Origin of the sequence: Kitasatospora indigofera, from assembly GCF_014655955.1 — a bacterium.
GTDB classification, from domain to species: Bacteria; Actinomycetota; Actinomycetes; order Streptomycetales; family Streptomycetaceae; genus Kitasatospora; species Kitasatospora indigofera.
Map to the genome: position 1 here is coordinate 1 of NZ_BNBO01000040.1, position 24,399 is coordinate 24,399.

General features: G+C 72.1%; 25 protein-coding genes and 1 pseudogene. 21 read left to right on the forward strand and 5 right to left on the reverse strand.

What is annotated here, in order from left to right:
* Positions 1 to 112: 112 nt before the first annotated feature.
* A pseudogene (locus IE329_RS27430) lies at positions 113 to 454 on the forward strand (transposase); the annotation flags it as partial.
* A gap of 45 nt (positions 455 to 499) precedes the next feature.
* Here the strand turns inward: IE329_RS27430 and IE329_RS27435 are convergent.
* The 3 genes from IE329_RS27435 to IE329_RS27445 all read right to left on the reverse strand — a co-directional run bounded on the left by IE329_RS27435 (position 500) and on the right by IE329_RS27445 (position 2,961).
* Positions 500 to 694: a hypothetical protein gene (locus IE329_RS27435; protein WP_190213675.1), complete on the reverse strand. Its 195-nt coding sequence runs from the start codon at positions 692 to 694 to the stop codon at positions 500 to 502.
* A gap of 393 nt (positions 695 to 1,087) precedes the next feature.
* Positions 1,088 to 1,720 (reverse strand): HAD family hydrolase, encoded by a 633-nt coding sequence (locus IE329_RS27440; protein ID WP_229927800.1) that lies wholly within the window; start codon positions 1,718 to 1,720, stop codon positions 1,088 to 1,090.
* Positions 1,721 to 1,755: 35 nt separating this feature from the next.
* Positions 1,756 to 2,961: a helix-turn-helix domain-containing protein gene (locus tag IE329_RS27445; protein ID WP_190213676.1), complete on the reverse strand. Its 1,206-nt coding sequence runs from the start codon at positions 2,959 to 2,961 to the stop codon at positions 1,756 to 1,758.
* A 351-nt stretch (positions 2,962 to 3,312) separates the two neighbouring features.
* On the opposite strand from IE329_RS27445, the gene IE329_RS27450 reads away from it, so the two are divergent.
* The 20 genes from IE329_RS27450 (at position 3,313) to IE329_RS27545 (ending at position 21,868) form a co-directional block, all read left to right on the forward strand.
* On the forward strand, positions 3,313 to 3,651 hold the full coding sequence (locus IE329_RS27450; RefSeq protein WP_190213677.1) for a hypothetical protein: 339 nt from the start codon (positions 3,313 to 3,315) through the stop codon (positions 3,649 to 3,651).
* 70 nt (positions 3,652 to 3,721) lie between these two features.
* Positions 3,722 to 4,240, forward strand: a complete 519-nt coding sequence (locus IE329_RS27455) for an ATP-binding protein (RefSeq protein WP_190213678.1) — start codon at positions 3,722 to 3,724, stop codon at positions 4,238 to 4,240.
* Between the two features lie 299 nt (positions 4,241 to 4,539).
* Positions 4,540 to 4,944, forward strand: a complete 405-nt coding sequence (locus IE329_RS27460) for a hypothetical protein (protein ID WP_190213679.1) — start codon at positions 4,540 to 4,542, stop codon at positions 4,942 to 4,944.
* A complete protein-coding gene (locus tag IE329_RS27465; RefSeq protein ID WP_190213680.1) occupies positions 4,941 to 6,368 on the forward strand; it encodes a sensor histidine kinase in 1,428 nt (475 codons plus the stop codon). Before IE329_RS27460 ends, IE329_RS27465 begins: the two co-directional genes overlap by 4 nt.
* Positions 6,361 to 6,792 carry a roadblock/LC7 domain-containing protein gene (locus IE329_RS27470; RefSeq protein ID WP_190213681.1) on the forward strand — a complete coding sequence of 144 codons (432 nt, stop codon included), beginning with the start codon at positions 6,361 to 6,363 and terminating at the stop codon, positions 6,790 to 6,792. Before IE329_RS27465 ends, IE329_RS27470 begins: the two co-directional genes overlap by 8 nt.
* A gap of 7 nt (positions 6,793 to 6,799) precedes the next feature.
* The gene (locus tag IE329_RS27475) at positions 6,800 to 7,168 is read left to right on the forward strand and encodes a DUF742 domain-containing protein (RefSeq protein ID WP_190213682.1); all 369 of its coding nucleotides are present in this window, start codon (positions 6,800 to 6,802) and stop codon (positions 7,166 to 7,168) included.
* The gene (locus IE329_RS27480; RefSeq protein WP_190213683.1) at positions 7,146 to 7,751 is read left to right on the forward strand and encodes a GTP-binding protein; all 606 of its coding nucleotides are present in this window, start codon (positions 7,146 to 7,148) and stop codon (positions 7,749 to 7,751) included. Before IE329_RS27475 ends, IE329_RS27480 begins: the two co-directional genes overlap by 23 nt.
* A gap of 10 nt (positions 7,752 to 7,761) precedes the next feature.
* Complete coding sequence (locus IE329_RS27485) at positions 7,762 to 8,361, forward strand: GAF domain-containing protein (protein WP_190213684.1); 600 nt, start codon at positions 7,762 to 7,764, stop codon at positions 8,359 to 8,361.
* Positions 8,362 to 8,463: 102 nt separating this feature from the next.
* Positions 8,464 to 9,711, forward strand: a complete 1,248-nt coding sequence (locus IE329_RS27490) for an acyl-CoA dehydrogenase family protein (RefSeq protein WP_229927801.1) — start codon at positions 8,464 to 8,466, stop codon at positions 9,709 to 9,711.
* Between the two features lie 138 nt (positions 9,712 to 9,849).
* Positions 9,850 to 10,389 (forward strand): DUF5999 family protein, encoded by a 540-nt coding sequence (locus IE329_RS41875; protein WP_308438407.1) that lies wholly within the window; start codon positions 9,850 to 9,852, stop codon positions 10,387 to 10,389.
* Positions 10,386 to 11,306 (forward strand): SAM-dependent methyltransferase, encoded by a 921-nt coding sequence (locus IE329_RS27500; protein WP_190213685.1) that lies wholly within the window; start codon positions 10,386 to 10,388, stop codon positions 11,304 to 11,306. Before IE329_RS41875 ends, IE329_RS27500 begins: the two co-directional genes overlap by 4 nt.
* Complete coding sequence (locus IE329_RS27505; protein ID WP_190213686.1) at positions 11,303 to 11,983, forward strand: hypothetical protein; 681 nt, start codon at positions 11,303 to 11,305, stop codon at positions 11,981 to 11,983. Before IE329_RS27500 ends, IE329_RS27505 begins: the two co-directional genes overlap by 4 nt.
* Before the next feature lie 88 nt (positions 11,984 to 12,071).
* A complete protein-coding gene (locus IE329_RS27510) occupies positions 12,072 to 12,728 on the forward strand; it encodes a hypothetical protein (RefSeq protein ID WP_190213687.1) in 657 nt (218 codons plus the stop codon).
* A 45-nt stretch (positions 12,729 to 12,773) separates the two neighbouring features.
* Positions 12,774 to 13,223 carry a hypothetical protein gene (locus IE329_RS27515; protein ID WP_190213688.1) on the forward strand — a complete coding sequence of 150 codons (450 nt, stop codon included), beginning with the start codon at positions 12,774 to 12,776 and terminating at the stop codon, positions 13,221 to 13,223.
* Positions 13,220 to 15,175, forward strand: a complete 1,956-nt coding sequence (locus IE329_RS27520) for a hypothetical protein (RefSeq protein WP_190213689.1) — start codon at positions 13,220 to 13,222, stop codon at positions 15,173 to 15,175. The genes IE329_RS27515 and IE329_RS27520 overlap by 4 nt, the downstream gene beginning before the upstream one ends.
* Positions 15,176 to 15,424: 249 nt before the next feature.
* A complete protein-coding gene (locus tag IE329_RS27525; RefSeq protein ID WP_190213690.1) occupies positions 15,425 to 17,449 on the forward strand; it encodes a glycoside hydrolase family 15 protein in 2,025 nt (674 codons plus the stop codon).
* Positions 17,446 to 18,528: a helix-turn-helix transcriptional regulator gene (locus tag IE329_RS27530; RefSeq protein ID WP_190213691.1), complete on the forward strand. Its 1,083-nt coding sequence runs from the start codon at positions 17,446 to 17,448 to the stop codon at positions 18,526 to 18,528. The genes IE329_RS27525 and IE329_RS27530 overlap by 4 nt, the downstream gene beginning before the upstream one ends.
* A complete protein-coding gene (locus tag IE329_RS27535) occupies positions 18,525 to 19,532 on the forward strand; it encodes an NUDIX hydrolase (RefSeq protein ID WP_190213692.1) in 1,008 nt (335 codons plus the stop codon). The genes IE329_RS27530 and IE329_RS27535 overlap by 4 nt, the downstream gene beginning before the upstream one ends.
* Positions 19,533 to 20,213: 681 nt before the next feature.
* The gene (locus IE329_RS27540) at positions 20,214 to 20,507 is read left to right on the forward strand and encodes a hypothetical protein (RefSeq protein WP_190213693.1); all 294 of its coding nucleotides are present in this window, start codon (positions 20,214 to 20,216) and stop codon (positions 20,505 to 20,507) included.
* 341 nt (positions 20,508 to 20,848) lie between these two features.
* Positions 20,849 to 21,868: a sporulation protein gene (locus IE329_RS27545; RefSeq protein WP_190213694.1), complete on the forward strand. Its 1,020-nt coding sequence runs from the start codon at positions 20,849 to 20,851 to the stop codon at positions 21,866 to 21,868.
* Positions 21,869 to 21,913: 45 nt separating this feature from the next.
* On the opposite strand, the gene IE329_RS27550 is transcribed toward IE329_RS27545, so the two are convergent.
* Both IE329_RS27550 and IE329_RS27555 read right to left on the reverse strand, forming a co-directional pair.
* Positions 21,914 to 23,281 carry a tetratricopeptide repeat protein gene (locus IE329_RS27550; RefSeq protein WP_190213695.1) on the reverse strand — a complete coding sequence of 456 codons (1,368 nt, stop codon included), beginning with the start codon at positions 23,279 to 23,281 and terminating at the stop codon, positions 21,914 to 21,916.
* A 171-nt stretch (positions 23,282 to 23,452) separates the two neighbouring features.
* Positions 23,453 to 24,349 (reverse strand): glycosyltransferase family 2 protein, encoded by an 897-nt coding sequence (locus tag IE329_RS27555; protein WP_190213696.1) that lies wholly within the window; start codon positions 24,347 to 24,349, stop codon positions 23,453 to 23,455.
* Between the last annotated feature and the right edge of the window lie 50 nt (positions 24,350 to 24,399).

Genomic DNA, 24,399 nt, shown 5'->3' on the forward strand with positions numbered 1-24,399 from the left:
CCACCTGCCACCGCGACATACCCACACCGATACGGACCTGACCAAGCCCTACTAGTGGCGGCTCTCGGGGCCTGGCTGGTGTTCGAGGACGAGGCCGGGGTGTCGATGACACCAGCTCGACGGCCCAATCGTCCTGATCTGGGACAACCTCAACACCCATCTGGCCGCCGGCATGAAGGAGTTCATCGCCGCCCAGGACTGGCTGACCGTCTACCAGTTGCCCGCATACGCCCCCGATCTCAACCCGGTCGAGGGGATCTGGTCGCTGCTGCGGCGAGGGTTCCTGGCCAATGTCGCGTTCGCCGACCCGGAGCACCTGGTGCGGACGGTCAGACGCGGCTTACGTAAGATTCAGTACCGCCCGCACCTCATCGACGGCTGCCTGGGCGGGACCGGACTGGCCCTTGCCCCGCTGTCGACGACCACACGAGATCTCGGTCAGCACCCCATCTGAGCTGCGATCACTTGCGCGGGCGAATGCAAGGTGATCACCGTACAGCTACGGCCGCCGCAGCGGTGTGAGAGCGAGGGCGGCGAGGTTGTGCGACGCCGTCGCCACCTGAACCGTATCGCGGTCAGCCGCAGCGAGCAGGTAGCCAGCTGAGAACGAGGCGAGTTCGAGGTGGTCGAGCACCTGCTGGCGCCAAGCCGGGGCCTCGGCGGTCGTGAGCTCCTCGCGCAGCAGGTTGCTCACGAACTTGTACTGCTGCCGGATCTCCCTCGGCGACGCCGGGTCGAACGGCTGGCCAGCCGAGGGCTGGACGGGAGGTTCAGGCGGCACGTGATCTCCTGACTGCGCGGTAACTTCGCTGCTGGGTGCTGGCTTCCGCAGGTCAGTGTGGCACGTTCGGCTAGTGCGCTGATCTCGGGCGGACGTCGGTGACCAGGCGCCTGAAGGGTGGGCCACCCCTCCCGGCCACCACATCGTTGCCGAGCCCGGTCGGCTGTCATCGGCGTCTGCAGGCACACCGCGCTTACCCACGCGCCCAGTGAACCGAAGGTGCGTACGTCTTCGACGACTCGCGCGGCCCAAAGCCCACGGAGCGTCAGAGTTTGGGATCCCGGGAGCTACCAGGTCTGGACCTATCTAGCTGGGCAGGACGGCCTGAAGGGGGAGGGCGAGCCGCCGGGCGATGACGTGGGCCGTTTCTTCGCTGCCGGTGGCGTGAAGGGTGGCGATCCCGAGTGCTTCCGCCGGCGGAAGGTTCCTGGGGTGGTCATCCACGAAAAGGCACTCGTTCGCGCTCAGGCCAAGGCGCTCAAGGGTGAGGGTGTAGATCGCCGGGTCCGGTTTCGCGATGCCTTCGTGGCCGCTGAGTACGTGGACATCAAAATGATCCCAGACCCCTGTTGCCAGGTAGGGGTCGTACGGGTCGAAGCCATAGGAGTTGGACAGCAACGCGACCGCGATCCCGCTGGCTCGGGCCTGGCGGGCGACTTCCAGCATGGACGGAACGGCCTTGACCTGGGCGTGAACGCGGCCCATCAGGTTCTCCCCGTCGACGCCGATTATCGCAGCGGTCGCAGAGTTCCAAGCCGCCTGGGTCATACGGCCAAGTTCAAGCTCGACGTACAAAGCACGACCCACCGGATCGTCCTCCAGGGTGCTGCGCCAGGCGTCAGCGGGAAGGCCCGCCTTGGTGCACCAGGCCTGTGACGACCTACCGATCGGTGTGGTCATCACTCCCGCGAAGTCGAGGATCAAACCGCGGTAGGGCACCTGGGTACTCCTTGCTGAGGTTTCGGGATCGGCGGTCAGTGACTGGTCGACGACATGCCTAGAATCGCCGACAGCTTCCTGATCCGACTGGTGCTTGCTTGCCCAGCCCTCTGGATGATGACACTAGGAATGGCCTGGTGGCGTGCCCAGTCCGGGTGGGCTTCGCAAACCTCTTGGAGCGTGTCCAGGGAGCTGTCCCACTGACGTGCGTCGCACTGGGCGAGCGCGACGTCGAGCCTCATCCGATTGTGGGCGGCCTGTGTCAGGCCGGATGGGTCGAACCGGCGTACGAGGTCCAGGGCTCTGCCAGTGTTGCCGAGGGAGACGTTCACTCCCACAGCCTGCGCTCCGGCATAGGAGGGTCCGAACTGGAGCCCGTTGATGTAGACATCAGTCCCCAGCCGGGCGGCAACGGCGTGGGCCTGGGACAGGAGATCCGTGGCTCGCGAGGAGTCGCCGAGCCGCGAGGCAGCAACTGCGGCGAATGTGATGTTCTTGCCGTAGGCGGCGAGCCGACTCGATCCCTGCTCGGAGAAGCCGGGCTCGGCCGCAGCTGCCGCCCCCTCTGCCTCGGCGAGGGCCTGCTTCACGCGGCCATCCCGGAGAAGAACGCGAGCACGGGCTGAGCCAAGCATTGCACGGCGGACCGGATCGCCGGCAAGGTCCGCATAGCGGATGGCGTGGCCGACTGACGCATAGGCGAGGTCCCGAGATCCGAGGAAGTTCGCGATGAGCCCGGCGGCACGGTAAGCATCGGACAGCAACGCCATGGCGGCAGCCTCCTGTCCGGCTGGTGCTTCCCTCGTGTAGAGCGCCGCAGAGCGAAGCAGCGGGCCGACGAGGACGCCGGCCTCGGCATAGGAACCGCGCCAGTAGACACGCCACATACGTGCGGCGGCTTCCGCCAGGTCGGCTGCTCCGGGAGCGATGTCCTCCGCCGGGTCCAGCAGGATCCCGGACGCGATGTCGTGGACGCTGCGGGAGAGGTCACGGAGCATCGCTCGCTCGTCCGTCGACATCCCCCGCTTTGGCGTCTGGTGCCCCAGGATCACTGCGACTTCAGTGTGGAGTGCCTCCGCGATTCGCAGCAGCGTAGGAAGTGACACGTTGCCCCCCTGCTCGGCCTTCTGGATCGTGGAGAAGGACAGCCCGCTTCGCTCCGCGAGCTGGGCCTGGGTGCAGTTCTTGCCACGAAGCATCTTGATGCGCTCGCCCGTGCTGAACTCTGCCCACTGCGCCATCCCGCACTCCCTACCTCGCTGCTAAACCTGAGGCAGCCAACATCTGGTCTGCTCGTCCGAGCGTGAGCCCCCTGCCAACGACCGGTTGGACAGTGTGATCGCCTGCATCAAGACCGCTGGCCGGGGCCCTTGGCGACACGTCCTATCTTCACTCGCGGAACAGCTCGAGGGCACCCAGTCCGATGAAATCGAGCCGCGTGGATGACGAGCGCCACTCAAATACGCACGCTCCATGAGCATTTGGCGTGCCATGGACCGTGGAAGTCCTACGCAGCGTCCGTTCCACTGTCTCGGGACGTCAGCGAGTGTTGTCTCATGCTTCAGGAACCCCCGCACTTGCCCGTTGGACGGGTGTCTGTCGCGCTCTACGTAGTCACCAACGATCCCACCCTCGCGGAAGCCCTTGCCGAGCACTGCCGGCGATACGCCGAGGCCCGCGAGTGGGACGTAGCGGTCTGCGCAGAGGACCAGCTCCCGGAGCAACCGCTTGACCAGCGGACGGGCTGGAACAGCGTCACGGCTGCACTGTCCGGTGGGTCTGCCAGCGGCATCGTCACCTGGACCCGGTCCATGGTCGCCGCTACCGGTGATTCCTGGGACCAACTGGCCGCGCTCGTCGCGGACCGCGGTGCATTTCTGGCGGCTGCCGCGCTGGACACGCCTGACGGCCGTACCCATCTCGCCCAGTGAACTCATTCGAGGTGAACAACCCAAGCCCGGTCAGAGCAGTATCCAAGACGACTATCACGTCGGGAGACACATGAACGCGCTCGAACGGACAGTCGGACCCGGACTTGTCAGCCTGCTATCCACGAGCGACCCCGCCGCGGGTAGCCGCAGCGAGCCGTGTCTGCGCAGACATTGGTGCGAGCTCGCGCTGGCTCCCCTGGCTGAGTCGGTTACCGAAGCCCGGAGGTTCGCCGGAAACACCGTGGCAGGCTGGGGATTGGACGCAAGTGTGGCTCAGTGCGTGCAGCTGGTGTTGAGCGAATTGGTCACCAATGCGGTCCGCCACAGCCTCGGCCAGAGGACCGGCTTCGAGATTCGTCTTCGGATCGTATACACGCCCGGAGTGCTCGCGATCGGGGTATCGGACCCGCACCCCGGCACCCCGGTGCTGCGCCCCGTGAGTCTGACTCAGACGCACGGCAGGGGCCTGCTGCTGGTGGATGCCTACTGCGACGAGTGGACGGTGCTCCCCGGCGCCGACGGCGGCAAGCAGGTCTGCGCCTTCTGGGCCCTCCCTGCCGCGCCCCTGGCCCCCGGCCACAGCACCTGAATACCACTCGGCGCCTGACCGCCACGCCTCTCAACTCGCTGCCTGGCCTGGCCGGTTCTTCCACCTTCACCACGATCCCTGGGGAGACGATGAGTAACACTTGGGCCCAGAGGGGCCGTACGCGTCGCGGCCTGCTGTCGCGTCTCGGCGGCCGGCTGCCGAGTTATCCGCTGGGTTCGCCGGGCGGCCGCCCGCGGCACGGCGCGGCTGCCAATGCCGGTCCGGTCCGGGGACGGGCGACCGCCGTCCACGCCGCGGTTCCAGTGGCGGACCCCTGGCACGAGGTCACGCTCGACACCATGCTCAAGGAGACCCTGGTCCTCCTCGCGGAGGCCGTGGAGCGAAAGGACCATGCGCTCACCAGGTCCGGCCACTACGCGGCCGGCGAGGCCGTGGTCGTGGACGCCCGCCACGCCGTCGGCGAGTTGCTCGCACTCGTCGAGGAGCACGGGTGGCCGACCCTGGCCAGGGTGGGGCGCGACGGCTGCGACGCCGCGCTGGTGATCGCCTACCACGCCCGCACCGACGAGAAGAGGCGGATGCTGCCCGCCCTGGCGCGGGCCGCCGCCACCGGCGGGGTCCCCGAGTCTCATCTGATAGACCTCAGCGTCCTGATCACCCTCGCCTCGGGCGCACCGCTGTACGACCCGACCGGCCCCGACCTGGGTACGGGCCGCCTCGACGCCGCAGGAGTGGCGCGATGACCCACCACGAGCGGCCGGACGGCGCAAGCGGCAGCCGCCACCGCAAGGCCGCGCCCTCTGACACGGCTGATGCTGGCCTGCGTTCGAGCCTTACCCGCCTTGCTCTGGTACCCGCCGCCACGATGACGGCGCTCGGTGCGACTGCCACCGTCGTCCCCGGGCTGACCAGCTCGCCGGTTCTGTCAGGTTCAGCCCCCGCGGGGCTGGTGCTGGGGGCCGCGGTCGTCCTGGCGGCGGCCCGGCGCCGTGCCCGCACGCTGGCCCTGAGGGCGGACGCGGCGATCACGGCCAAGGAGGCCGCGGCGGAGCAGAGGATCGCTCATCTGACCCGTTTGCTGGAGGGTGCGCAGGCGCTAGCGGCGCGGGCCGATGGCGATCACCTGGTCGATGTGCTGCTCAACCTGGCCCGGCGGATCCAGGCCTTGGTCTCCAGGGAGCTCGACGAGCTGGACGCGCTGGAGCGGGAGGTGGAGGACCCGGAGCTGCTGGCGGCCCTGTTTCGGGTTGATCATCTCGTGACGCGCTCAAGGCGCCATGTGGAGAGCCTCGCGGTGCTCTGCGGCGCGGTTCCGCGACGTGCGCACGGCCCGGTCCTGCTGTCCGCGGTTCTTCGCCAGGCGGTGGCCGAGATCGAGCACTACCGGCGCGTGCGGATCGTGGTGCCGGTCGGGTGCACGGTGCACGGCCATGCCGTCGCCGATGTCGTCCACCTGCTGGCCGAGCTGTTCGAGAACGCCACCAGATTCTCGCCACCTGACCAGCCGGTTACCGTGCGGGTCCGGGAAGCGAGCGCCGGCCTGGTGATCGAGGTCGACGACCACGGCCTGGGAATCCCGTCGGAGCAGCTCGCCCATGTGGAGCGCGTTCTGTCGGCCGCAGACGACGAGCCCCTGGGTGAGCTGTTGCGCGACGGTCGCATCGGTCTGCTCGTCGTTGCCCGGCTTGCCCGTCGGCACGACGTCCTGGTCCGGCTCCAGCCCAATTTCTACGGCGGAACACAGGCGCTGGTCCTGCTGCCGTACGCCCTGCTGGAGACCGGCCCGGCGTGGTCCGCCGCTACCGCGCCTCAGGTAACGCCACAGCCCGCCGTCGGGGCGGCCCCGGTGACCTACCGCGCCCCGGCCACCGCCAGCATCGCGGCGGCTGAGCACCGCCCGCCCGGCACGACGCCGCTATGGCCCGTCGGTGTGCCGCAGATCCTCTCGGCGGATGCACCGCCCGTTGCCGACGGCGCCAGACCCGCCTTGCCGCGGCGGGTCGGCACCCACCTCGCGCCCCAGCTGTACCGGCAGGCCGCGAGCACGGACGACGCCGTGGTGGCGCCGGACACCAGTCTGATGGCGCGCTTCGCGGACGGCGTCCGCCGTGCCACGCCAGATCCTCGCCCCCTCCACACCTCTCTCCCCAGGAGCTTCGATGAGTGACGCCTTCCCCCGCCAGTCGCCCGACCTTGACTGGCTCTTGGCCCAGTTCATCGCCGAGACCCCGAACGCCAGGTCGGCCGTTGTGGCGTCCACCGACGGCGTGCGCAAGCACACCCATGGCCTGAGCACCGAGGACAGTGACCGGATCGCGGCCGTGGTCACCGGCCTCGTCTCCGTCAGCAAGGGCGTCCGCCAGCTGGAGGGCCCCGCATCCGGCCCGGTCGCCCAGGTGATCGTCCAGTTCCACGGCTGCTACCTGTTCGTGGTCGCCGCAGGGGCCGGCACGGTTCTCGGGGTGATCGCCGAACCGACGGCCGATCCGGGGCAGATCGGCCACGCGATGACACTGCTGGTCAAGAGCATCTCGCCGTTCCTCACCACACCGGCCCGGGGCGATCTCGCCTCCACCGGCACCCCCGGGTGAGCTGACGATGCGCACCGGCGACCGGACGCCCTGGGTGGTCGAGCCCGTGAGCGGCCCTCGGCCCTACGTCGTCACCGGCGGCCGTACCCACTCCACCCACGACCTGGACCTCGCCTCACTGGTCAAGGCCAGCCAGGCCGGACGCGGCATGGAGTTGGAGAGCGAGCACGAGCTCGCGTTCAGGCTGTGCCTGCACGGGCCGGTGTCCGTGGCCGAGCTGGCCGCGCGGATGCGCCTTCCGGTGCAGGTCGTCAAGGTCCTGCTGTCCGACCTGCTGTCCGCGGGCGCCATGGTGCCAGCGATGCCGACCGTCACCGTCAACCCGGCCGACCCCGAGATCCTGGAGCGCGTCCTTGTCGCCCTACGCACCCTCTGACGACGCGCTGACCCCGTTGAAGATCGTCATCGCCGGCGGCTTCGGGGTCGGCAAGACCACCATGGTCGGCGCCGTCAGCGAGATCGAACCGCTCTCCACCGAGGAGACTCTGACGATCGCCAGCGCGGGCCTGGACCGCCTCGACGGCATCGACTGCAAGGCGACGACCACCGTCACCATGGACTTCGGCCGGATCACCTTCCCCGCTCACGGCCTGGTGCTGCTGCTGTTCGGCACACCGGGCCAGGAACGGTTCTGGTTCATGTGGGATGACCTCGCCCACGGTGCCGTCGGCGCGATCGTCCTCGTCGACACCCGCCGCCTCCAGGACGCCTTCCCCGCCGTCGAGTTCTTCGAACGGCGGGCCACCCCCTTCCTGATCGCCGTCAACCACTTCGACGGCACCCACCGCTACACCCCGCTGGAGGTCCGCGAAGCCCTCGGCCTGCGCGCGGACACCCCGGTCCTTACCTGCGACGCCCGATCCAGGGAGTCAGCCCGCGCGGTCCTCACCGCCCTGGTCGGCCACGCCCAGCGCCTCGCCGTCCCGCACCGCCCCCTGCCGTCCGCCTCACCCGCCTAGGGAGCCCGCCTTGACGACATTCGACTTCGCCGCCGGCCACCAACCGCTCACCCCGCCCGATCCCGACCTCGACCGCCGCCGGGCGCGCCTCCAGGCCCTCGGCCTCGGAGATGAGCGGCCGATTGCAGACCTCGACCATCTCGCCCGAAATCTCGCCCGCACGGCAGCCAACCTCATCGGCATCGCCAACGCTCCCTTCGCCATGGTCAACGTGATCACCGGCCACCAGTTCTTCGCCGGACTGTATGAACCCGCCCCGACCACAACCGGCATCGGCCCCCAGACGGCCCGCCCCGCGAGCATCGTCGGGCGGATCATGTCCCGCGATCACGGCTACTGCCCGCACGTCATCAACCGGCGCACCGCCCTGGTCCTGGACGACGTGTGCGCCTTCGCGCGCTTCAAATCCAACCCGGTCGCCGACGAACTCGGCATCCGCACCTACCTCGGCGCCCCGCTGATCGACGAGCAGTCGGGGACTGTCCTTGGAACCGTGTGCGTCGTCGACACCCAGCCGCGCCCCTGGGGCCGGCCGGGCCTGGCCCTCATCAAGGACTTCCGCGACCAGGCGATGGCCCGCATCCGTCAGGCCGACCACCACACCTGGTAGCACCAGCCCGCTGCAAGACCGCCGGAAGAGCGGCCCGCACATCCACGCAACCCAGTCCACAGACGCTGACCGCACGAGTGACCGAAGCGAAAGGAGCACAGAGTGACCACCGACCGTCACGCAGACCTGCGCCGCACCGTCAGGGAGTTCGCCCGGCAGGAGGTCGCCCCGCGCATCGCGGCGATGGAACACAGTCAGACCGTGGACAGCGAGCTCGCCGCTCTGATCGCCGCTCAGGGCTGGCTCGGCGCGACCATCGACCGGTCTTGGGGCGGCATGGGCGCCGGGCAAGAGGCGAAGACGGTCATCATCGAGGAGCTCGCCCGCGTCAGCGGCGCAGCGGGCGCGATCGTGCAGGCGTCCCAACTCGGCGCCGCGAAAATCATCCACCTCGGGAGCCCGGAGCAGCAGCGGACCTGGTTGCCGGCGATAGCCGCCGGCGACGTGCTGCCCACGATCGCGGTGACCGAAACCGTGTCCGGCGGCCACGTCCTCGGCATGCAGTCCACGGCCCGGCGTACCAGGAATTCCTGGGTGCTGGACGGCGAGAAGGTGTTCGTCGGCAACTCGCACGTGGGCGGCCTGCACGGGGTCGTGCTGCGCACCGGCAACGGCCCGGCGGGCCTCACCGCCTTCCTGGTGGAGTCGGACCGCCCCGGCGTGTCCGTACTGCCGCATTCATCGGCTCTCGGGCTGCACGGGTTCAGCTTCGGCACCGTCCGCTTCGATCGGGTGAAGGTTCCGGCATCGGCCGTGGTCGGCGACGTGGGTGGCGGCCTGGCGGTCGCCTACTCCTCCAGCGTTCTCTACGGTCGCCCGAATCTGACGGCGGTGGCCCTCGGACTGCACCGCGCCGTCGTCGAACGCACCGTCACCGAAGCCACCACCCGCACCCGGTACGGCGCACCCCTCGCAGACCTCGCGGTCGTCCAACACAAGATCGGCCAGATGGCATCACGGTTCGCCGTCGCCCGCGCCCTCGCCTACGAAGCCGTCGCCCTGCTTGACCGCGGGGAGTCCTGCGACGACGAGCTGATGGCTGCCAAGCACCAGAACGTCGAATTGCTGCTGGACTCCGTACGCCAGGCCATGGAGATCCACGCGGCGGCCGGACTCGACGCCCGCAGCGAGATCGCCCGGCTGATGCGCGACAGCTGGTGCATCAACCCCCCGGCCGGAACCGGCGACATCCAGGTGCACCGCTTGGCCGAGCAACTCCTGCATCCGAGACGCCACCTGGACTGGTCACAGCGACTCGCCGGCGCCCTGCGCCTGCCGCCTCACGAGACCTGGACCCGGGCGCCCGCGGGGAAGGACCAGGTCGACGCGCTCCAAACCCGCACCTCTTGATCCTTCCCACGATAAGGAGCCCACGCGGTGCCCCGCAGCGGCCACACCGTCCCGCCCCGTCGCGCCCACTCACCACAGCCGCCGCCCTCGCGCCTGCCCCGCCCCCGAGACCACCCGACCGCTCAACCCGGAGCAACCGTGCCAAGAACCGACCTCCCCAGCGCCCCGCCGCCGGCAACCGGCCCCGCCGGGCCCATCGCCGTCCTGGTCGGCCGCCGAATGGCCGCCACCAGTGGGCACGAGGACCGCAACGGCCGGCCGGTCGCGGTCACCCAGTACGCGGACGGAGCCTGGACGGCCGTCCACGGCCCCGGTCACCCTCCGCTCGCCCTTCTCGCCGCCACCGCAGTCCCCGAAGGCCACGCCCTCGTCGTCGTGTGCCCCACCGACGACCGGAGGATCCCGCACCTCACCCCGATCCTGCTCGCCGCGCCCGCCGGCGCACCCAGCCTGTGCACACCCGATCTGGAAAGCCCCGTGACCTGCACCCACAGACCAGCCTGCCCCGTATCCGAGGATCCCGACGCCGCTGCCGCCGCAGTCATCGCCAGCCACCCCGTTCAGGGCTGGGGGTTGCTCTGCAACGGCATCCTGACGTTCGAGGACACCGGCGGCCTGAGCCCGGACGGTCGGCAGATCCCCCTGTCGCGCACGCACCTGGCGGAGCGCGCGGCATGACCCGGCCCAAGGGCCGCGCCCCGGCCGTCGGGCCCGCCGGCCGACCGGGGACGCCGCGCGCCGTCGGCGTCATCCACGTCCAACCTGACGCCACCAGCGGGCCCGAGGGCCTCGCCCCTCTGCCGTGGTACGTGCCGACACCACGATCCTGGCCCCGCGAGGACCTGCGCCTGGACCGGCCCACGTCCGCCCGCGTAGCGAACCTTGCGCTCGGCGGGAAGGACCACCTCGGCCCGGACCGGACTCTGCTGGACCTCCTGCAGGCCGAGGACCAGGACTGGATCACAACGGCCCTGCGCGCGAGGCAGGACCTCCACCGCGTCCTACGGCGCCTGGCCGAGGACGGCTCGGACCAGTTCCTCGATCTCGGCTGCGGTCTGACGACCGGTGCGCCCGGCAGCCCGCTCGCTCCGATCCACACCTCCATCCTGCCGATCTGCCCCACCGCTCGGATCGCGTACGTGGACGTCGACCCGATGGTGATGACCCACGCTCGGGCGTTGCTCCACGCACCTGTCCCGGGCCAGGTCCGCCACGTCCGTGCCGATCTGACTGCACCGGAAGGCCTGCTGCGGGAACTGCGCCGGCACTCCGACGTCGACTGGCAGCGCCCGATCGTCGTCGTCCTCGCGGACGTCGTGCACGAGCTGAGTGCCCCGCAGGCCCGCGGGCTGTTCTCCGCGCTGCGCCTGGCACTGCCGCTGGGCAGCGCGCTGGTCCTGACTCACCGCTGCACCGGGGAATCCGACCGGGAGGCGCGGGTCGCGGGCCTCTTCGCCCAGGCCGCGCTGCCGTGGCATCCGCGCGGCTGCGACGCCGTCGACGCTCTGCTGGACGGCTGGCAGCGGCAGGCGCCGGCCCACGGCGGCGACACGGCCGTCGTGCGCACGGTGGTGGCGTACGGAGGCATGAAGTGACCCGGGCGACCGTTGCCCCGCTGCTGACGGTTCCCCGCATCACCCGCTGGAGCGAGGAGGAGTACGACAACAGCCTGACGTTCCGCACGGGCGCCGGTGGCCGGCCAGCGGGGATCGCCTACCCCACCGAGCTGCCGTCCGACCGCGTGAACGGCGTCCTCATCCTGCGCTGCACCGGCAAGACCGCAGGGGTACCCCTCTGGAGCAGCCCCCACCCCGGCCGCCAGCACCACCTGATGCTGCACCTGAGATGCCGGGTGTGCGGGGGACCGGCAGATCGCACCAACGACGGCCACCTTTGGCTCCTGCCACTCCCGACAACCCCCGGCGGGCGCCCGCTCACCCTCGAGGACTCCTGGCCGGAGGGCACCGCCGTCGAGCATCCGCCGGTGTGCGCCCCGCACGCCCTGTCCTCCCCCACCCACTGCCGGGCCCTGAACGGCGCCCTGCTGGTGCGGGCCCGCACGGCCACCCTGTGGGGATTCGCCGGCCTCAAGTTCCTATCGGACCCCTCTGACCCCGATGGGCCCGGGCCCGTACGCGGCCACTTCGCGACAGGAGACCCGGACCTGCCCTGGGTCCTCGCCACCCACCTGCTGCGCACCCTCACCAACTGCACCCCGCTGACCGAACAGGAGCTCCGCGCCGAACTCGCCGGTTGCGGAGCGCCGACCTGAGAGACGACACCGAGCCTTCGCCCCCACCAGCCAGAGCACCAAGGTCCCCGCGGACCTCGCACGCGCCAGACGAATGGAGTCCATCCTCGTGTCCACCACCCCAGCTGCGCAGGCGCCCACTGCCGGCCTACTGGTTGAGCCCCTCGCAGCCGTACTGGCCGCACGCCATCTCGAGCTGGATGCCGATGTGACGCACTGGCATGCCGCAGGCGAGCCGGGCGGCGCCGAGCTGGTGCTGGATCCGGGGTTCGGCCGAGACGGCGCGCCCATGCCCGTGCAGAACAGGGCCTCGTACGTCAGCGGTGCCACGGGGCTGCCGGTCGCCCTTCTGGCAGGCGGTGGCCAGCCGGTGCGGATCACCGCCGAGGTGCAGCTGGTAGGAGGTGTCAGGCGCTACACGCGTGTGGAGGCCCGGTATGCGGACGGACTGCGGGTCACCGTCGCGGTTCCCTGCGACCTGCCGCCGCTCGGCCCCGGGGCGCAGGTCGCCTCGCAGCGGGCGCTGGAGGAGTCCACCACGTTCAGGTCGAGCCGCCTGGTCGTGGACGGCGAGAGCGTCGAGGCCGTCACCTACCGTCCGAGGCCCGACGGGCCGGCCGCGACGTGGTGCGCGGAAGTCCGGGGCTGGAGCCTGCGCGTGAGCGGTGGCGTCGCGGAGGGTCCCGACCCGGAGGTCGTCCTGCTGCCGCCTGGCGTCGTCCGCACCGACGAGTGCGGCCTACCCGCCCGCGGCCGGGCCCGCTGATCCGCGCACATGTCCGACACCCAGACCTGCCCCAGGACTCCCTCGATGACCAGCACCGCCCCCATGCCGGCAATGACCGCCGCGACTCCTGCGACCCTGGCGGTTGCGCTGCTCGACGCGGCCCCGCTGCCGTACCGCACCGACCAGGTGCTCACCCCCGACGGGATCAGCGTGGGCACGCGCACCACCTACGCCGACGGTACCGAGGTGTGGCTGCTGCCCCACCCGGCCCAGCCCGACCTCACCCCGACCGCCCTCGGGCCCGGCCCCGCCACCGGCGGGCCGGTGATGTTCATCCGCGTCGACGGCCACGCCCTCACGGCGGAACAGGTCCGCGGCCGGAACAGGACGGCGCGCGTGGCACGGACACGGTCCGCCACGGTGATGCTGGTGACCGCAGGCCTGCCGAGCGGCCCCATCCCGAGCCTTCGCCTGCGGAAGATCAACGGGACCGAGGCACCGGGCCACCACATGCTCAACGGGGGTCACCGGTGAGCGCGGCGCAGCACGGTGGGGCGCTGCCCGCCGATCCCAGGTCGCTCACGTGGGCCCGGTACCTGGCCGGGCCGCTGCCGCTGAAGGCCCTCGCGGCCGGGCTCGACCGCTCGCGTGACAGCGTGGAGGCGGAGCTGAGTTCGCTCGCGGCGGCGGCCGGTGTGAGCGGGCGCTCCGGGGTGGTGGCGCGCTACGTCCTGGCCGGGCATCTGACCGCCGAGAACTTCCCGCCGACTGTGGTCGGCGTGATGGCGGGACTCTCCGGTGAGGAGCGGCTGCTGCTGCGCCTGCTGGCCGGCACGTCGTCGCGGCCGGCCATCGGGATGGAGCTCGGCATCGCCCGGCCCACCGCGGGCAAGCGCCTGGCCGCGCTGCTGGACGTGCTCGGTGTCCGGGAGGACCACGAGGCGGTCGCTCTGGGCTGCCTGGCAGGGATCGTGCGCCCGGCCGACGTGGTCCCGCAGTCGGCTCCGGCCGTTCCGCCGGCGCCGCCGGAGCACCTGCGGGATCTGGTCGGCCCAGTTTGCGAGGCGCTGACGTGCGGGCGGGCGATGGTGAGGGTGCCGCGCTGCGAACAGCCGGACCTGGCCACGGCAATCGCGTGGCACACCGACGTGGGCAGGGTGCTGGTCGTCGTGCCGCCCGGCACGTCCTGGAACGCGACGGTGACCGCCTTCGCGGAGCAGCGCCGCGAGCGCGGGGCGGTCGTGGCGGTGCTGCACCGGGACGAGGCCGCCCGTCCGGCGATCGTCACCCCGCTCGACGTGCCGCAGGTCACCGCGGCGTCGGCGGTCCTGGAGTGCGTCGGGTCCACCCTGCCGGCCACCGTGATCGTCTCCCCTCGAGGGTTGGAGATCGTCGCCGAGGCCTACCGGCGGGCCCAGCACCTGGTGCCGTACGACCTGATCGTCGCCCTCGACGCGCACCTTCCGGCGGTCGCCGGGAGGGTGGGCCGTCACGAGTGCTGCCCGCCGGGACGCGCGATTCTGTGGCTGTCGTCGACGCCCGTGCTGACCTCGGTGGACCGGGACCAGGCCGAAGGAGTGGATCCGGACCGCACGGGGCCGCTGGTCGCGAAGCTGACTCCACGCCAGAGCGTCGCGGCCGGGCGGATGCGCGACTACCGACTCATGGCGGCCGCACTGCCTCCCGGCGGCACCCGTACCGAGCGTCTGGCCGCTCTCGTACTCAACCTCGCCTCCACACAGGACCTGTCGCGTGTGGTCGTGCACTGCGCGACGAGCGTCGTCGCGCGCCGGCTGGCCGACGAGATCACCGGTTCGACCGGACCGGACCTACAGGCGCACGTCCTGCCCCAGCGGGGCGGGCAGCGTGAGCAGGTCCTGCGCGCCTTCGCTCTCGGCACCGGACAGCTGCAGATCCTGGTGACCGCAGGACAGCTGCCAGCAGGCCTGGACGCGGACGCCCTGGTCCACGCCACCGCGAACCGCCCGGTCACCCACACCACGGAGATGGTGGAAGCCGCGCTGGCCCCGGGGCGCCCCGGTGCGGGAGCGTTGCTGGCGGTGGCGGCCGACGGTGCCGAGGACGGCCAGTGGCCGGCGCTCGCCGAACTGACCGGCGCGTTCGCCGCCCTAGACCCAGACCTGCGCACCGCCCTCCATCACGCCCGTGAGGACCGACCGACCGAAGGCTGGGACGGTTTGACGTTCGCGGTACCCCTGGCCGACGCGGACCAGCAGCGCCGGGCACGGGCGGTGTCCGCGTGGGCGGACACCACCATCGCCCTGGAGATGCAGCGCACCGCCGCCCGCTCCCGGCTCGTCCACGGGGTGGAGCGGCCCGACGTCCTCTCCCCGACCGGACAGCGGCTGGGCGCGTGGATGAACCGGCGCCGTCACGCGCAGCGCGCCCCCACCCATGGCCTTCCCGTCCCAAGGGTCGGCGGCCAGCCGGCCGACAGCCGCCGCAGCGTGGCCCGTCGCCCATGAACGCCCACTACAGGATCCTCGCCAGCGGGCAGCACCACCAGCGCAGACACCGATCCGCCGACCGGACACCTCGCCTGGCACGGGACCGCCACCACACCCGCTGCCGAGCCGCCTTCATCTGACCCCCGGCCCGGCCCCAGTTCCGCCGCCGGGCCAAGCACCCCGGGTACCGCCCCGAAACCGCAGCGCCGACCGCCACGGTCGGCCGACTCTCCTCACTTCCCAATCCACCCACCTCTTGGACGACCCATGCCGCACAGCACCACCGCCGCCGGCGCATCAACCGCTCTCCCGGACGCCGTCATACTCCCGGACGCCTTCGCGCCGCAGGAGGCGCTCATCCCTGCGAGCCCCCGGCTGGAGGATCTCGCCTTGGTCGGCGACCTGTGCTCCAGCGCCCTCGTCGACGCGGCCAGCACCGTGGTGTGGGGCGGCGGGGCCCGGCCGGACTCCGCTCCGCACTTCGCCCGGCTGCTCGGCGATGCCACCCACGGCCACTGGACCCTCGGACCCGCCACAGGCAGTAGCCGCGCCGACAGCAGCGTCTACGACGGCGAGAGCCTGGTCCTGACCCAGAGCTGGACGACCGGTACCGGAACACTGCGGGTCACCACGTTCATGCCCCCCTACCAGGGGGACGAGAGCGCTGGGCCCCGGCTGGTGCGCACCGCGGAGATCCTGCAGGGGTACGTCAGCGTGCGCTCGGTGTTCGCCCCTCGCTTCGACTACGGGCGGGCCGTGCCGTACATGTGGCCGTCCAAGCACAGCTCGGGCGGGCGCCGCGTGGTCGCCACCGCAGGGCCCGCGTCCCTGTGGCTCGACGTCACCGCCACCGGCCGCGCAGCCGACGCGGGCGACGACCTGGCCCGCATCCGCCCCGGCGCGGTCGCCGTCACCAGCCTCGAGCTGCACGCGGGCGAGACGGTCCACTTCGCCACGACCTGGCAGGACAGCCATCTCACCGCGCCGGCCGCGCCGGACCCGGCCGCCGACCTGCAGGCGACGTACAGGTTCTGGGACGAGTGGACGAACCCCGTCAACTGCCGCAGCCCGCACCGCGACGCGGTGACCCGGGCGCTGATCACCCTCAAGTCGCTCACCTACGCCCCGACCGGCGCGGTGATTGCCGCACCGACCACGTCCCTGCCCGAACTCCTCGGCGGCGCCCGGAACTGGGACTACCGGTACACGTGGCTGCGCGACTCCGCGCTGATCCTCACCACCCTGCTGCGCCGAGGCCACCTGGAGGAGACGCGGGCGTGGCTGGGATGGCTGGTGCGGGCCGTGGCCGGCGACGCGCAGCCGCAGATCATGTACGGCGTCGGCGGCGAACGGGACCTGCCGGAGTTCGAGCTCGCGCACCTGCCCGGCTATGAGCGCTCCGTGCCGGTGCGGGTCGGCAACGCGGCCGCCGGCCAGCTGCAGCTCGACGTGTTCGGTGAGGTCCTGGAGCTGATGTGGCTCGCCCACCGCAGCGGAATCGCCCTGGACGACGCCACCGGCCGGCTGTGGGTGGCGATGGTACGCAGCCTGGAGGACCTGTGGGAGCACCCGGACGAGGGGATCTGGGAGGTCCGCGGCCCCCGGCGCCACTTCGTGCACTCCAAGGTGATGGCCTGGACCGCGTTCGACCGTGCCCTGGACCTGGCCTCCGAGACGAACGTCCAGGTCCCGCAGGAGGTGCAGCGACGCTGGGCGGCCCTCCGCGACCAGATCCACGCCGAGGTGTGCGAGCGGGGCTACGACCCGCACCGCAACACCTTCACCCAGTCCTACGGCAGCACCGACCTGGACGCCTCCCTGCTCCTCATGCTCCGCACCGGCTTCCTTCCCGTGGACGACAAGCGGGTGATCGGCACGGTGGAGGCGATCCAGCGCGAACTCGCCCCCGGCGGCCGACTGGTGCTGCGATACCCGGTGGCCGGCCACGGGCACGGGGACGAGAACGACGTGGACGGCCTTCCCGGCGGGGAAGGGGCGTTCCTGCCCTGCTCGTTCTGGCTCGCCGACGCGCTCGCCCTCATCGGACGCCACGACGAAGCGACCGCCCTCTTCGAACGGCTGCTCGCCCTGCGCGGACCTGCCGGCCTCCTCTCCGAGGAATGGGACGAGCAGAGCGGGCGCCAGGTCGGCAACACCCCGCAAGGGCTCACCATGTGCGCCCTGTCCGACACCGAACAGCTGCTCACCGAACTCGCCGACCCGCGGCAGGTGCTGCTCCCGCGCCAGGCCGACGGCACCCGGGAGCACACCCTCGCGGAGCCGGTCCAGTGACCGCCCCCACCACCGTGACCGCCCATCACCCTGCCGACACGACGCCCGGCAGGCCCGACCTGAACTCGACGAAGCTGCACCTGCTACGCCTCATTCTGGCCGGTGGGAACCTCGCCCGCGTCGCGGTGCCGCAGGGCCTCACACGCAAAGAGGTCACCGGCGGCCGCGCGACCGTCCTGGCCGCGCTCGGTGCCCGCAGCACCCAGCAGGCGGCCGGACACGCCGCCTGGTGGGGGCTCGTCTCCTCAGCCGAGATCGGGATCGAGGAGTCGACGTTCCCGGTCACGCTGCGCCCGAGGGTCCGCCAGGCTCTCGCCCTCACCGCCCAGGGCCTCACCCGGCAGGAGACCGCTGAGGCCATGGGCATCAGCGAGTACACCCTCGTCGGGTACCTGGCCGAGGCCCGTCATCGCCTCGGCGCCGGCTCACTGGAGCACGCGGTGTTCGCGGCGGTGCGACGACGCGTCCTCACCGGAAGCGATCTCTACCCGCCGCCGGCTCCGCCACGCAACGGGCCGACGCCCGGAGGCGACCCGGCGGCGCAGAACACCCTGCCGCCCGCACCGATCCTCAGGGAAGAGGACCTGGCCCTGATCCGGTTCGCACTCCTGCCCAGCGGCAGACTCCGCCGCCAGGCCGCAGTCGGGCTGCCCGACCTGCGGACAGAGGACGCCGCCGACCGGGTGTGCTGCCTCCTGGGGGCAGCCACCCTGGTCCAGGCGGCAGCCCTCACCGCGGCCCACCAGCTGCTGCCCGAACACCTGCTCAGTCTTGCTCCGCTGAACCCGGTCCGGCTCTCCCCCCGCCGAGCACAGGCGATCGCTCTCGCCGTCGGCGGCCTGACCACCGACCAGATCGCCCAAGAGATGGGGATCCAGCCAAGCAGTGCGGCAGGACTGTGCGCGGAAGCGACCACGGTCCTCGGCGTCCCTACCCTGCCGCTCGCCGGATACGCAGCCGTCGTCACCGGTGCCGTCCTCCTCAGCCGCATCCGCATGACCTTCCCTCCCCTCACCCTCCACGACGCACTGCAAAACCTCTCGCAGACCGCCCGCACCCGCCCCGGAGCGCCCTCATGACCACCACCGCACCTGGCACCGACACCCCGGCCACCCTCACGACCGAAGCCGCCTCCCCGGCGATGCGGGCCGAGCTCCTGATCACCGCCCCCGACGGACGCATCCTGCTCACCCCGGCCGGCTCGACGCCATCCGCCCTGCCCGGCGGCGCAACGCTGCCGCACGAGAGCCCCGCGCAGGCGGCAGCGCGCCACGCGGCCGCCCTGACCGGTCTCGCCCGCCTGGACCCCGCTGCACTCCTCACCGTCGACTGGTACCCCGGGGCCGCAGTGCCCCGGACCGTCACCGTCTACGACCACCCGCCACTCACCAACGCCCAGCTCACCGCCCTCACCGCCGACCCCGGCCACCAGGGCCCCCTGCGCCTGGTGACCCCCACCGACCTGGCGACCCAGGCCCCGGGCCACTCCGAGCGCATCATCACCGCGCTGCGCGCCAGGATCGACGGTGCCTGCGCCGAACTCCAGCACGGCCGCCCCCGCACCCCGAGGGTCCTGGACATCCACCAGGTCGCACCCCAGCCCCCGAGCACACCCGCACCGTGGACGCCCCTCGGCTGGCGCCACGATACGACCGTCACCGAGGTCGCCGGCTGGCTCTTCGCTCCCACCGGGCTGGTACTGCTGCACCACGACCCGAAGTCCGGCCGGACCCGCCTTCCCGGCGGTCCGCTCCTGCCGGCCGACGGCGACGACCTCCCGCGCGCGCTCGCCCGCGTCTGCGCCACCACGGTCGCCACCCGCCCCGCCCATGCCGAGCTGATCGGGTATCGCGGAGCCCAAGCGCGCCTGGCGGACGTCGTGCGCCGCTTCGGACCGCTGGTCCAAGGCCCCTGCGAGCCGGCCGTGATCCGCCTGCTCGCCACCCCGGAGCAAGCTGCGCAACTCTGCGACGGCAGCGTCGACCCGGATGAACTGCGCGCGGCCCTCGATGCCGCAGGCATCGCACCGGGCCTCGTCCGCCAACCCGTCACCGCTCTGTCCACAGAAGGGCTCGCTTGGTGACACTCCCGGACCGGTGATCTGCTGCCCCCGGCCGGCCTGCTGGGTGGTGACCGATGGTCTTGCAGGATGCAGGGCGCCGGTTCGGTGAGCAGGACCGGCCTCAGCACCCGGCACCCGCTCGCCGCTGCCGCCTTCCGGGTGCCGCACGGTGGAGCACTGACCGTGAACACTGGAACCCCGCTGCGGATGGCGCAATCGGCGCCCAGGCCCGGTCCTGATCCGGTAGGGCACGGCCGACGCCGGAGCCAGTACGTCGGTCATGGCCTTGAGCATCTGCGCGCTGATGGCGCTCTGAAGTGCCGTCCACCACCTGGCGACCAGGCAGTCCCGCACGATGACGAAGCCGGTCAGCCGGCCCTCTTGAACGCCTGGCCAGGGCGGCCGTGCCGAGGCCAGCGCCCTCGGCGCGGCCGCCCCGCCTGACCCGACCATCCCGTTCTCCCCGCGACCGACAACCTCTGCGAGCAGACCATCACCGACCGCCCTTCACCCCACCCCGTACCCACCCGCCCGGGGCCGCCCGACAACTGGTCCGACCACCGCCGACCCCGATCCACTACGCGCCGGCGACGGAAGAGGGCGGGCAGGACCCTCTCGGTCTTCGCCCTCCTGCCGCTGCTGACGGCCCCCGCCGCCCAGTACGGCGGCCACCTGATCCACGACTACACCCACTCCCATGACGTGCGCGAGGTTCAGGTCCGGCCCGGCCAGAAGCTCTCGCTGCACGAGCACGGCCCGGGCTACCCGGGCATGGAGCACCTGCCCATCGAGCCCCTGCCCGATCCGGCGGCGCTGGAGTTCGTGGGGGCGGACCGGGTACCAGCCGGGGGATGGGTGGCGACCTCGGGCGACGCCTGGGAGCTGGCGAAGAACTGCGGCGCCACCACTGCGCATGTCGAGAGCTGCCAAGGCTGCCCATCGGACTACGACAGCTACCGCGAGCACGACGTTTACCTGGTCTCCGTCGCTCCGTGACCGGCGACACGAGGCAGCCGAACGTGTGGCTGGGCGCACTCGTAGCGGCGTGCGGGGCGTCGCACCGGGAACTCGCCCGCCTCGTCAACGCCGCGGCGCAGGTGGGCGTTCGGCGGACGGCGTACACCCACACCCACGTCGCCGCGTGGCTGGCCGGCGCTATCCCGAGGAAGGCTGCGCAGGAGTGCGTCGTCGAGGTGCTCGGCAACCTTCTGGGCCGGGTTGTCACTCTTTCGGATGCAGGGTGGGGCGTCCCGCCGGTTTCCGGGTCGGACACCGGGTTGGATTTCCCCCACGACCGCGAGGCCGCCCTTGCGGGCGCCGTGACCTGCTGGAGAAGCGTGGACCGTCGTGACCTGTTGCTGACGGCGGGCGCGGCCTTCACCACGCCGACCTTCCGCTGGCTGGCCGACCCGGCCGACGAGCCGGACAAGCACGTCGGATCAGTGCGCGTCGGCCCGGCTGACGTCGAGCGCCTGTGGTCGGCGGCCGCCGAGGCGCAGGTAGCCGACTCCCGCTTCGGAGGCGGCAACTGGCGCCGCAGCCAGGTCATGGACTGCCTGCGGGAAGCCGGGCCGCTCCTGGAGGGCACGTACTCGGACTCGACGGGGCAGGCCCTGCACGGGGCGCTGGCCGAACTGTCGAGGGTGGCCGGGTGGGCGGCGATGGACGCCGGCGACCGTGCCGCCTCCGACCGGCTCCTGATCCAGGCGCTGCGCATGGCCCGCGCTGCGGGCGACGTGGAGATGGGCTGCTACGTCCTGGCCACGATGTCCCTCTCGGCGTATCTGGCCGGCCGGTGCGCGCAGGCCGCGGAGATGGCCTCCGCCGCCTACGCCCGCGGACGCGGGCACGCCGCCCCGAGGGTCCTGGCGTTCTGCAAGCTCGCCGAGGCCCGGGCCCTGGCCAAGCAGGGCGACGGCGCCGGTGCGGGAGCGGCCCTGGCCTTGTGCGAGAGGTTGCTGTCGGGGATCCGGCCCGGGGTGCACGACCCCGGGTGGCTCTCATACCTGACCGCGGAGCGGTTGGCCACCGACGGCGTCGAGGTGCACCGGGATTTGGGCCTGACTCGGTCGGCGATGGTGTGGGCCGACCGGGCGGGGGCGATGCCGGTGGAGCGCTTCACCCGGGCGGTCGGCATCAGGCGCGCCGTGCTGGCCGGCGTCCATCTGATCGACGGCGACCTCGAACCGACGCTGGACGAGGCGCACCGGTCGGTGGACATCCTCAGAGGGGTCCGCTCGCCCCGCGCCCACACCTACCTGCACGACCTGGCGGGCCAGCTCGGCCGGTGGCGCGACGAGCCCGGGGTGCGCGACGTCGTCCACCGGATTCGCACCGAACTGCCACCCGCCGTGTGACCGCTGCCTCCCGTAGGCGCCCGCACCCGGTACGGGCGGCTCGCCCTACGAGGCCGCCGCCAGGCGGGAGGCGCGGTCCGCGAGGTCGGCCGCGCCGCGGATCCCGCGCCGCGCGTACAGCGCCAAATTCGGCCGCATGGCGAGGAGTTCGCGGCGGGCCCGGTGGGAGGCGATGCCGTCCGTCAGGTCGAGGCTGCGGGCGAGGAGGTTGACGGCCTCCTCGTGGCGGTCCTGGGCGGCGACGGCGCGGGCGATGTTGGCGAGGGTGAGGGCGCGGGTGCGGCGGTAGACGTGGTCGGTGCGGTCGGTCAGGGCGGCGCGGTAATGCCGCTCGGCGGCGGCATGGTGGCCCATCTCGGTCAGGGTGCGGCCGGTGTGGGAGGCGATGACGGCGTCAGTGGGGCCGGCGGCTGCCGCGTAGGCGGGCAGCGCGTCGGTACCGGTACGGGCGGCGTCGCGGGCGGCGTCGATCAGGGCCGAGGCGGCGTGCGGGCTGCCGCTGGCGCCGTGGGCGCGGGCGGCGGTGATGAGCAGCAGGGCCTCGGTGCGCTTGTCTACGCGGCCGCGGGTACGGGCGAGGGCGGCTTCGGCGAGGTCGACGGTGCCTGCGGGCTGTCCGAGGTCGAGGGCCTGGTGGACGAGGGCCCGCATGCCCCAGGCGGCCTGTCCGGTGCGGTCGTCGGGGTCGGCTTCGCGGGCGAGGCGGACGGCGAGCTGGTAGTGGCGTTGGGCGGCGCCCTCGTATCCGGCGTCGTGGCACTTGAAGCCGACGAGGGTGGCCAGCGCGGCGGCGGCTTCGAAGGCGTCGGCGCGGACGCGGTCGTCGGCGTAGGTGCCGTGCAGCATCGGTGCGAGGACGTCGCTGAGGAAGACGCCGGCGACGCTGAGGCCGTGCCCGCCGCCCAGGAGCTCGTCGGAGGTCCGGAAAGCGGCGGTGAACTGGCGCACCGCCGTGACCTCGCCGCTGCCGATCCGGCGTCCGGGGCCGGCTGCGGGCAGAGCCGTGGCGGTTCGGGGATCGAGAGCCAGTGGGGCCAGGAGGGCCGCGGCGGAGAAGCCGCGGGCGAGGAAATCGCGGCGATGGTGCACGAGGAGCCTTCCGGTTTCGGTTGCGGCGGCCGCGGGGCTCAGGAGCATGAAGTCGGTGCTCGTGTCCTCGCCCAGGCCGATCTCGGCGACCGTGACAGGTCGTTGCAGTCTTCGGGACAGCGCCTCGGCGACGTAGGCGGGGGTGTTGCCCGCCGGAACGGCACCGGCGCTCACCCAGGCGTGGACGGCCGAGCGGGACGTGCCCAGCCGGACTCCGGACTCGGCTGCCACCGCCTTGGTGGCGCGGGCCAGCGCTTCGAGGGTGAGGCCGGCCTCGTCCATCACGCCGGCCAGCTGCTGGTTGGGTGTTCTGGATGTCGCCACTGCCCGCCCCCTGACATCGCACCACCGACGGACCTGGTCCGTGGCGACCACGCTAGCGGCGCTGCGCACCCGCGGTCCGCGACTGCGCGAAAGCAGTACATCACGTTCCGCACACGGTGGTTGGCGGACCGTCGGCCGCGTGGGCGGGATCAGGACCGGGCCTGTCCGTGGTCAGATCACCGGGGGGCGTCCGGCCCGGGTCAAACGCCACGCGGTGTGCCAGGAGATCGGGCGCCGCTCGCCGTGGCCGCCGCGCAGCCCCTCCCACAGGCCGGAGAACCACGGAGCCAGCGTGCGCGGTGCGCGCCGGGCCCGCAGGACGGTGATCGCGACCCACGTGGCGATGTAGAGGGGGACCAGGAGCGCGGGCAGGCGCCGGTAGGCGACCCAGACCCGGTTGCGGGCGACCAGACGCTGGTAGAGGGCGTGGCGGGCGGGATCGCTGGCGGGGTGGTGGACGACGACCTGCGGCGCGTAGTAGCCCGTCAGGCCCGCGTCCCAGCACCGCAGGGCCAGGTCGAACCCCTCGTGGTAGAGGAAGAAATGGCCTGGCCACCCGCCGACCTGATCAAAGGCGCGGCGGCGGACGAGGAGGACGCCCTCGGCCATCGCCGCGACGGTGCCGGGCCGGTCGGGGTCCGCGGTGCGCAGCCGGGGCACCCAGCGCCGGACGGTCACCCCGGTCTTGGGATCGGCGATCCGGGGCTGGACCCAGGCGGCCCGCGGGTGTCGGCGGGCGGCCTCGACGAGGCGGGCCAGGGTGTCGGGGGCGGGCAGGTGGGCGTCGTTGTCGAAGAAGAAGACGAACTCGCCGCCGCCGTCGACGTCCGCCAGTGCCCGGGCGCCGATGTTGCGGCCCTCGGGGATGCCCACGTTCTCGGGCAGCGCCAGGGTGGTGATGCCGGCGGGGATGTCCTCGGGCTGGACGCCGTTGCCAACCACGATCACGCGCAGGTCGAGTCCTTCCTGGGCGAGGAGGGTCTGCAGCGCCGTGGCCTGCTCGGGGCGGTCATTCATGGTCAGGACGACAGCGTCGACCGCGGCGGGGGCAGTGTCGGTGGGGGTCATGCGTGCTCCGGGAGCAGAGGGGGCGAAGGGGCGGGGCGGTCCGGTGGGAC

What these genes read in the sequence shown, in the direction of transcription:
- IE329_RS27470 (WP_190213681.1), top strand. Translation starts at nt 6,361, where the DNA reads ATGAGTGACGCCTTCCCCCGCCAGTCGCCCGACCTTGACTGGCTCTTG.
- IE329_RS27445 (WP_190213676.1), bottom strand. Translation starts at nt 2,961, where the DNA reads ATGGCGCAGTGGGCAGAGTTCAGCACGGGCGAGCGCATCAAGATGCTT.
- IE329_RS27465 (WP_190213680.1), top strand. Translation starts at nt 4,941, where the DNA reads ATGACCCACCACGAGCGGCCGGACGGCGCAAGCGGCAGCCGCCACCGC.
- IE329_RS27515 (WP_190213688.1), top strand. Translation starts at nt 12,774, where the DNA reads ATGACCAGCACCGCCCCCATGCCGGCAATGACCGCCGCGACTCCTGCG.
- IE329_RS27535 (WP_190213692.1), top strand. Translation starts at nt 18,525, where the DNA reads ATGACCACCACCGCACCTGGCACCGACACCCCGGCCACCCTCACGACC.
- IE329_RS27500 (WP_190213685.1), top strand. Translation starts at nt 10,386, where the DNA reads ATGACCCGGCCCAAGGGCCGCGCCCCGGCCGTCGGGCCCGCCGGCCGA.
- IE329_RS27525 (WP_190213690.1), top strand. Translation starts at nt 15,425, where the DNA reads ATGCCGCACAGCACCACCGCCGCCGGCGCATCAACCGCTCTCCCGGAC.
- IE329_RS27455 (WP_190213678.1), top strand. Translation starts at nt 3,722, where the DNA reads ATGAACGCGCTCGAACGGACAGTCGGACCCGGACTTGTCAGCCTGCTA.
- IE329_RS27475 (WP_190213682.1), top strand. Translation starts at nt 6,800, where the DNA reads ATGCGCACCGGCGACCGGACGCCCTGGGTGGTCGAGCCCGTGAGCGGC.
- IE329_RS27555 (WP_190213696.1), bottom strand. Translation starts at nt 24,349, where the DNA reads ATGACCCCCACCGACACTGCCCCCGCCGCGGTCGACGCTGTCGTCCTG.
- IE329_RS27460 (WP_190213679.1), top strand. Translation starts at nt 4,540, where the DNA reads ATGCTCAAGGAGACCCTGGTCCTCCTCGCGGAGGCCGTGGAGCGAAAG.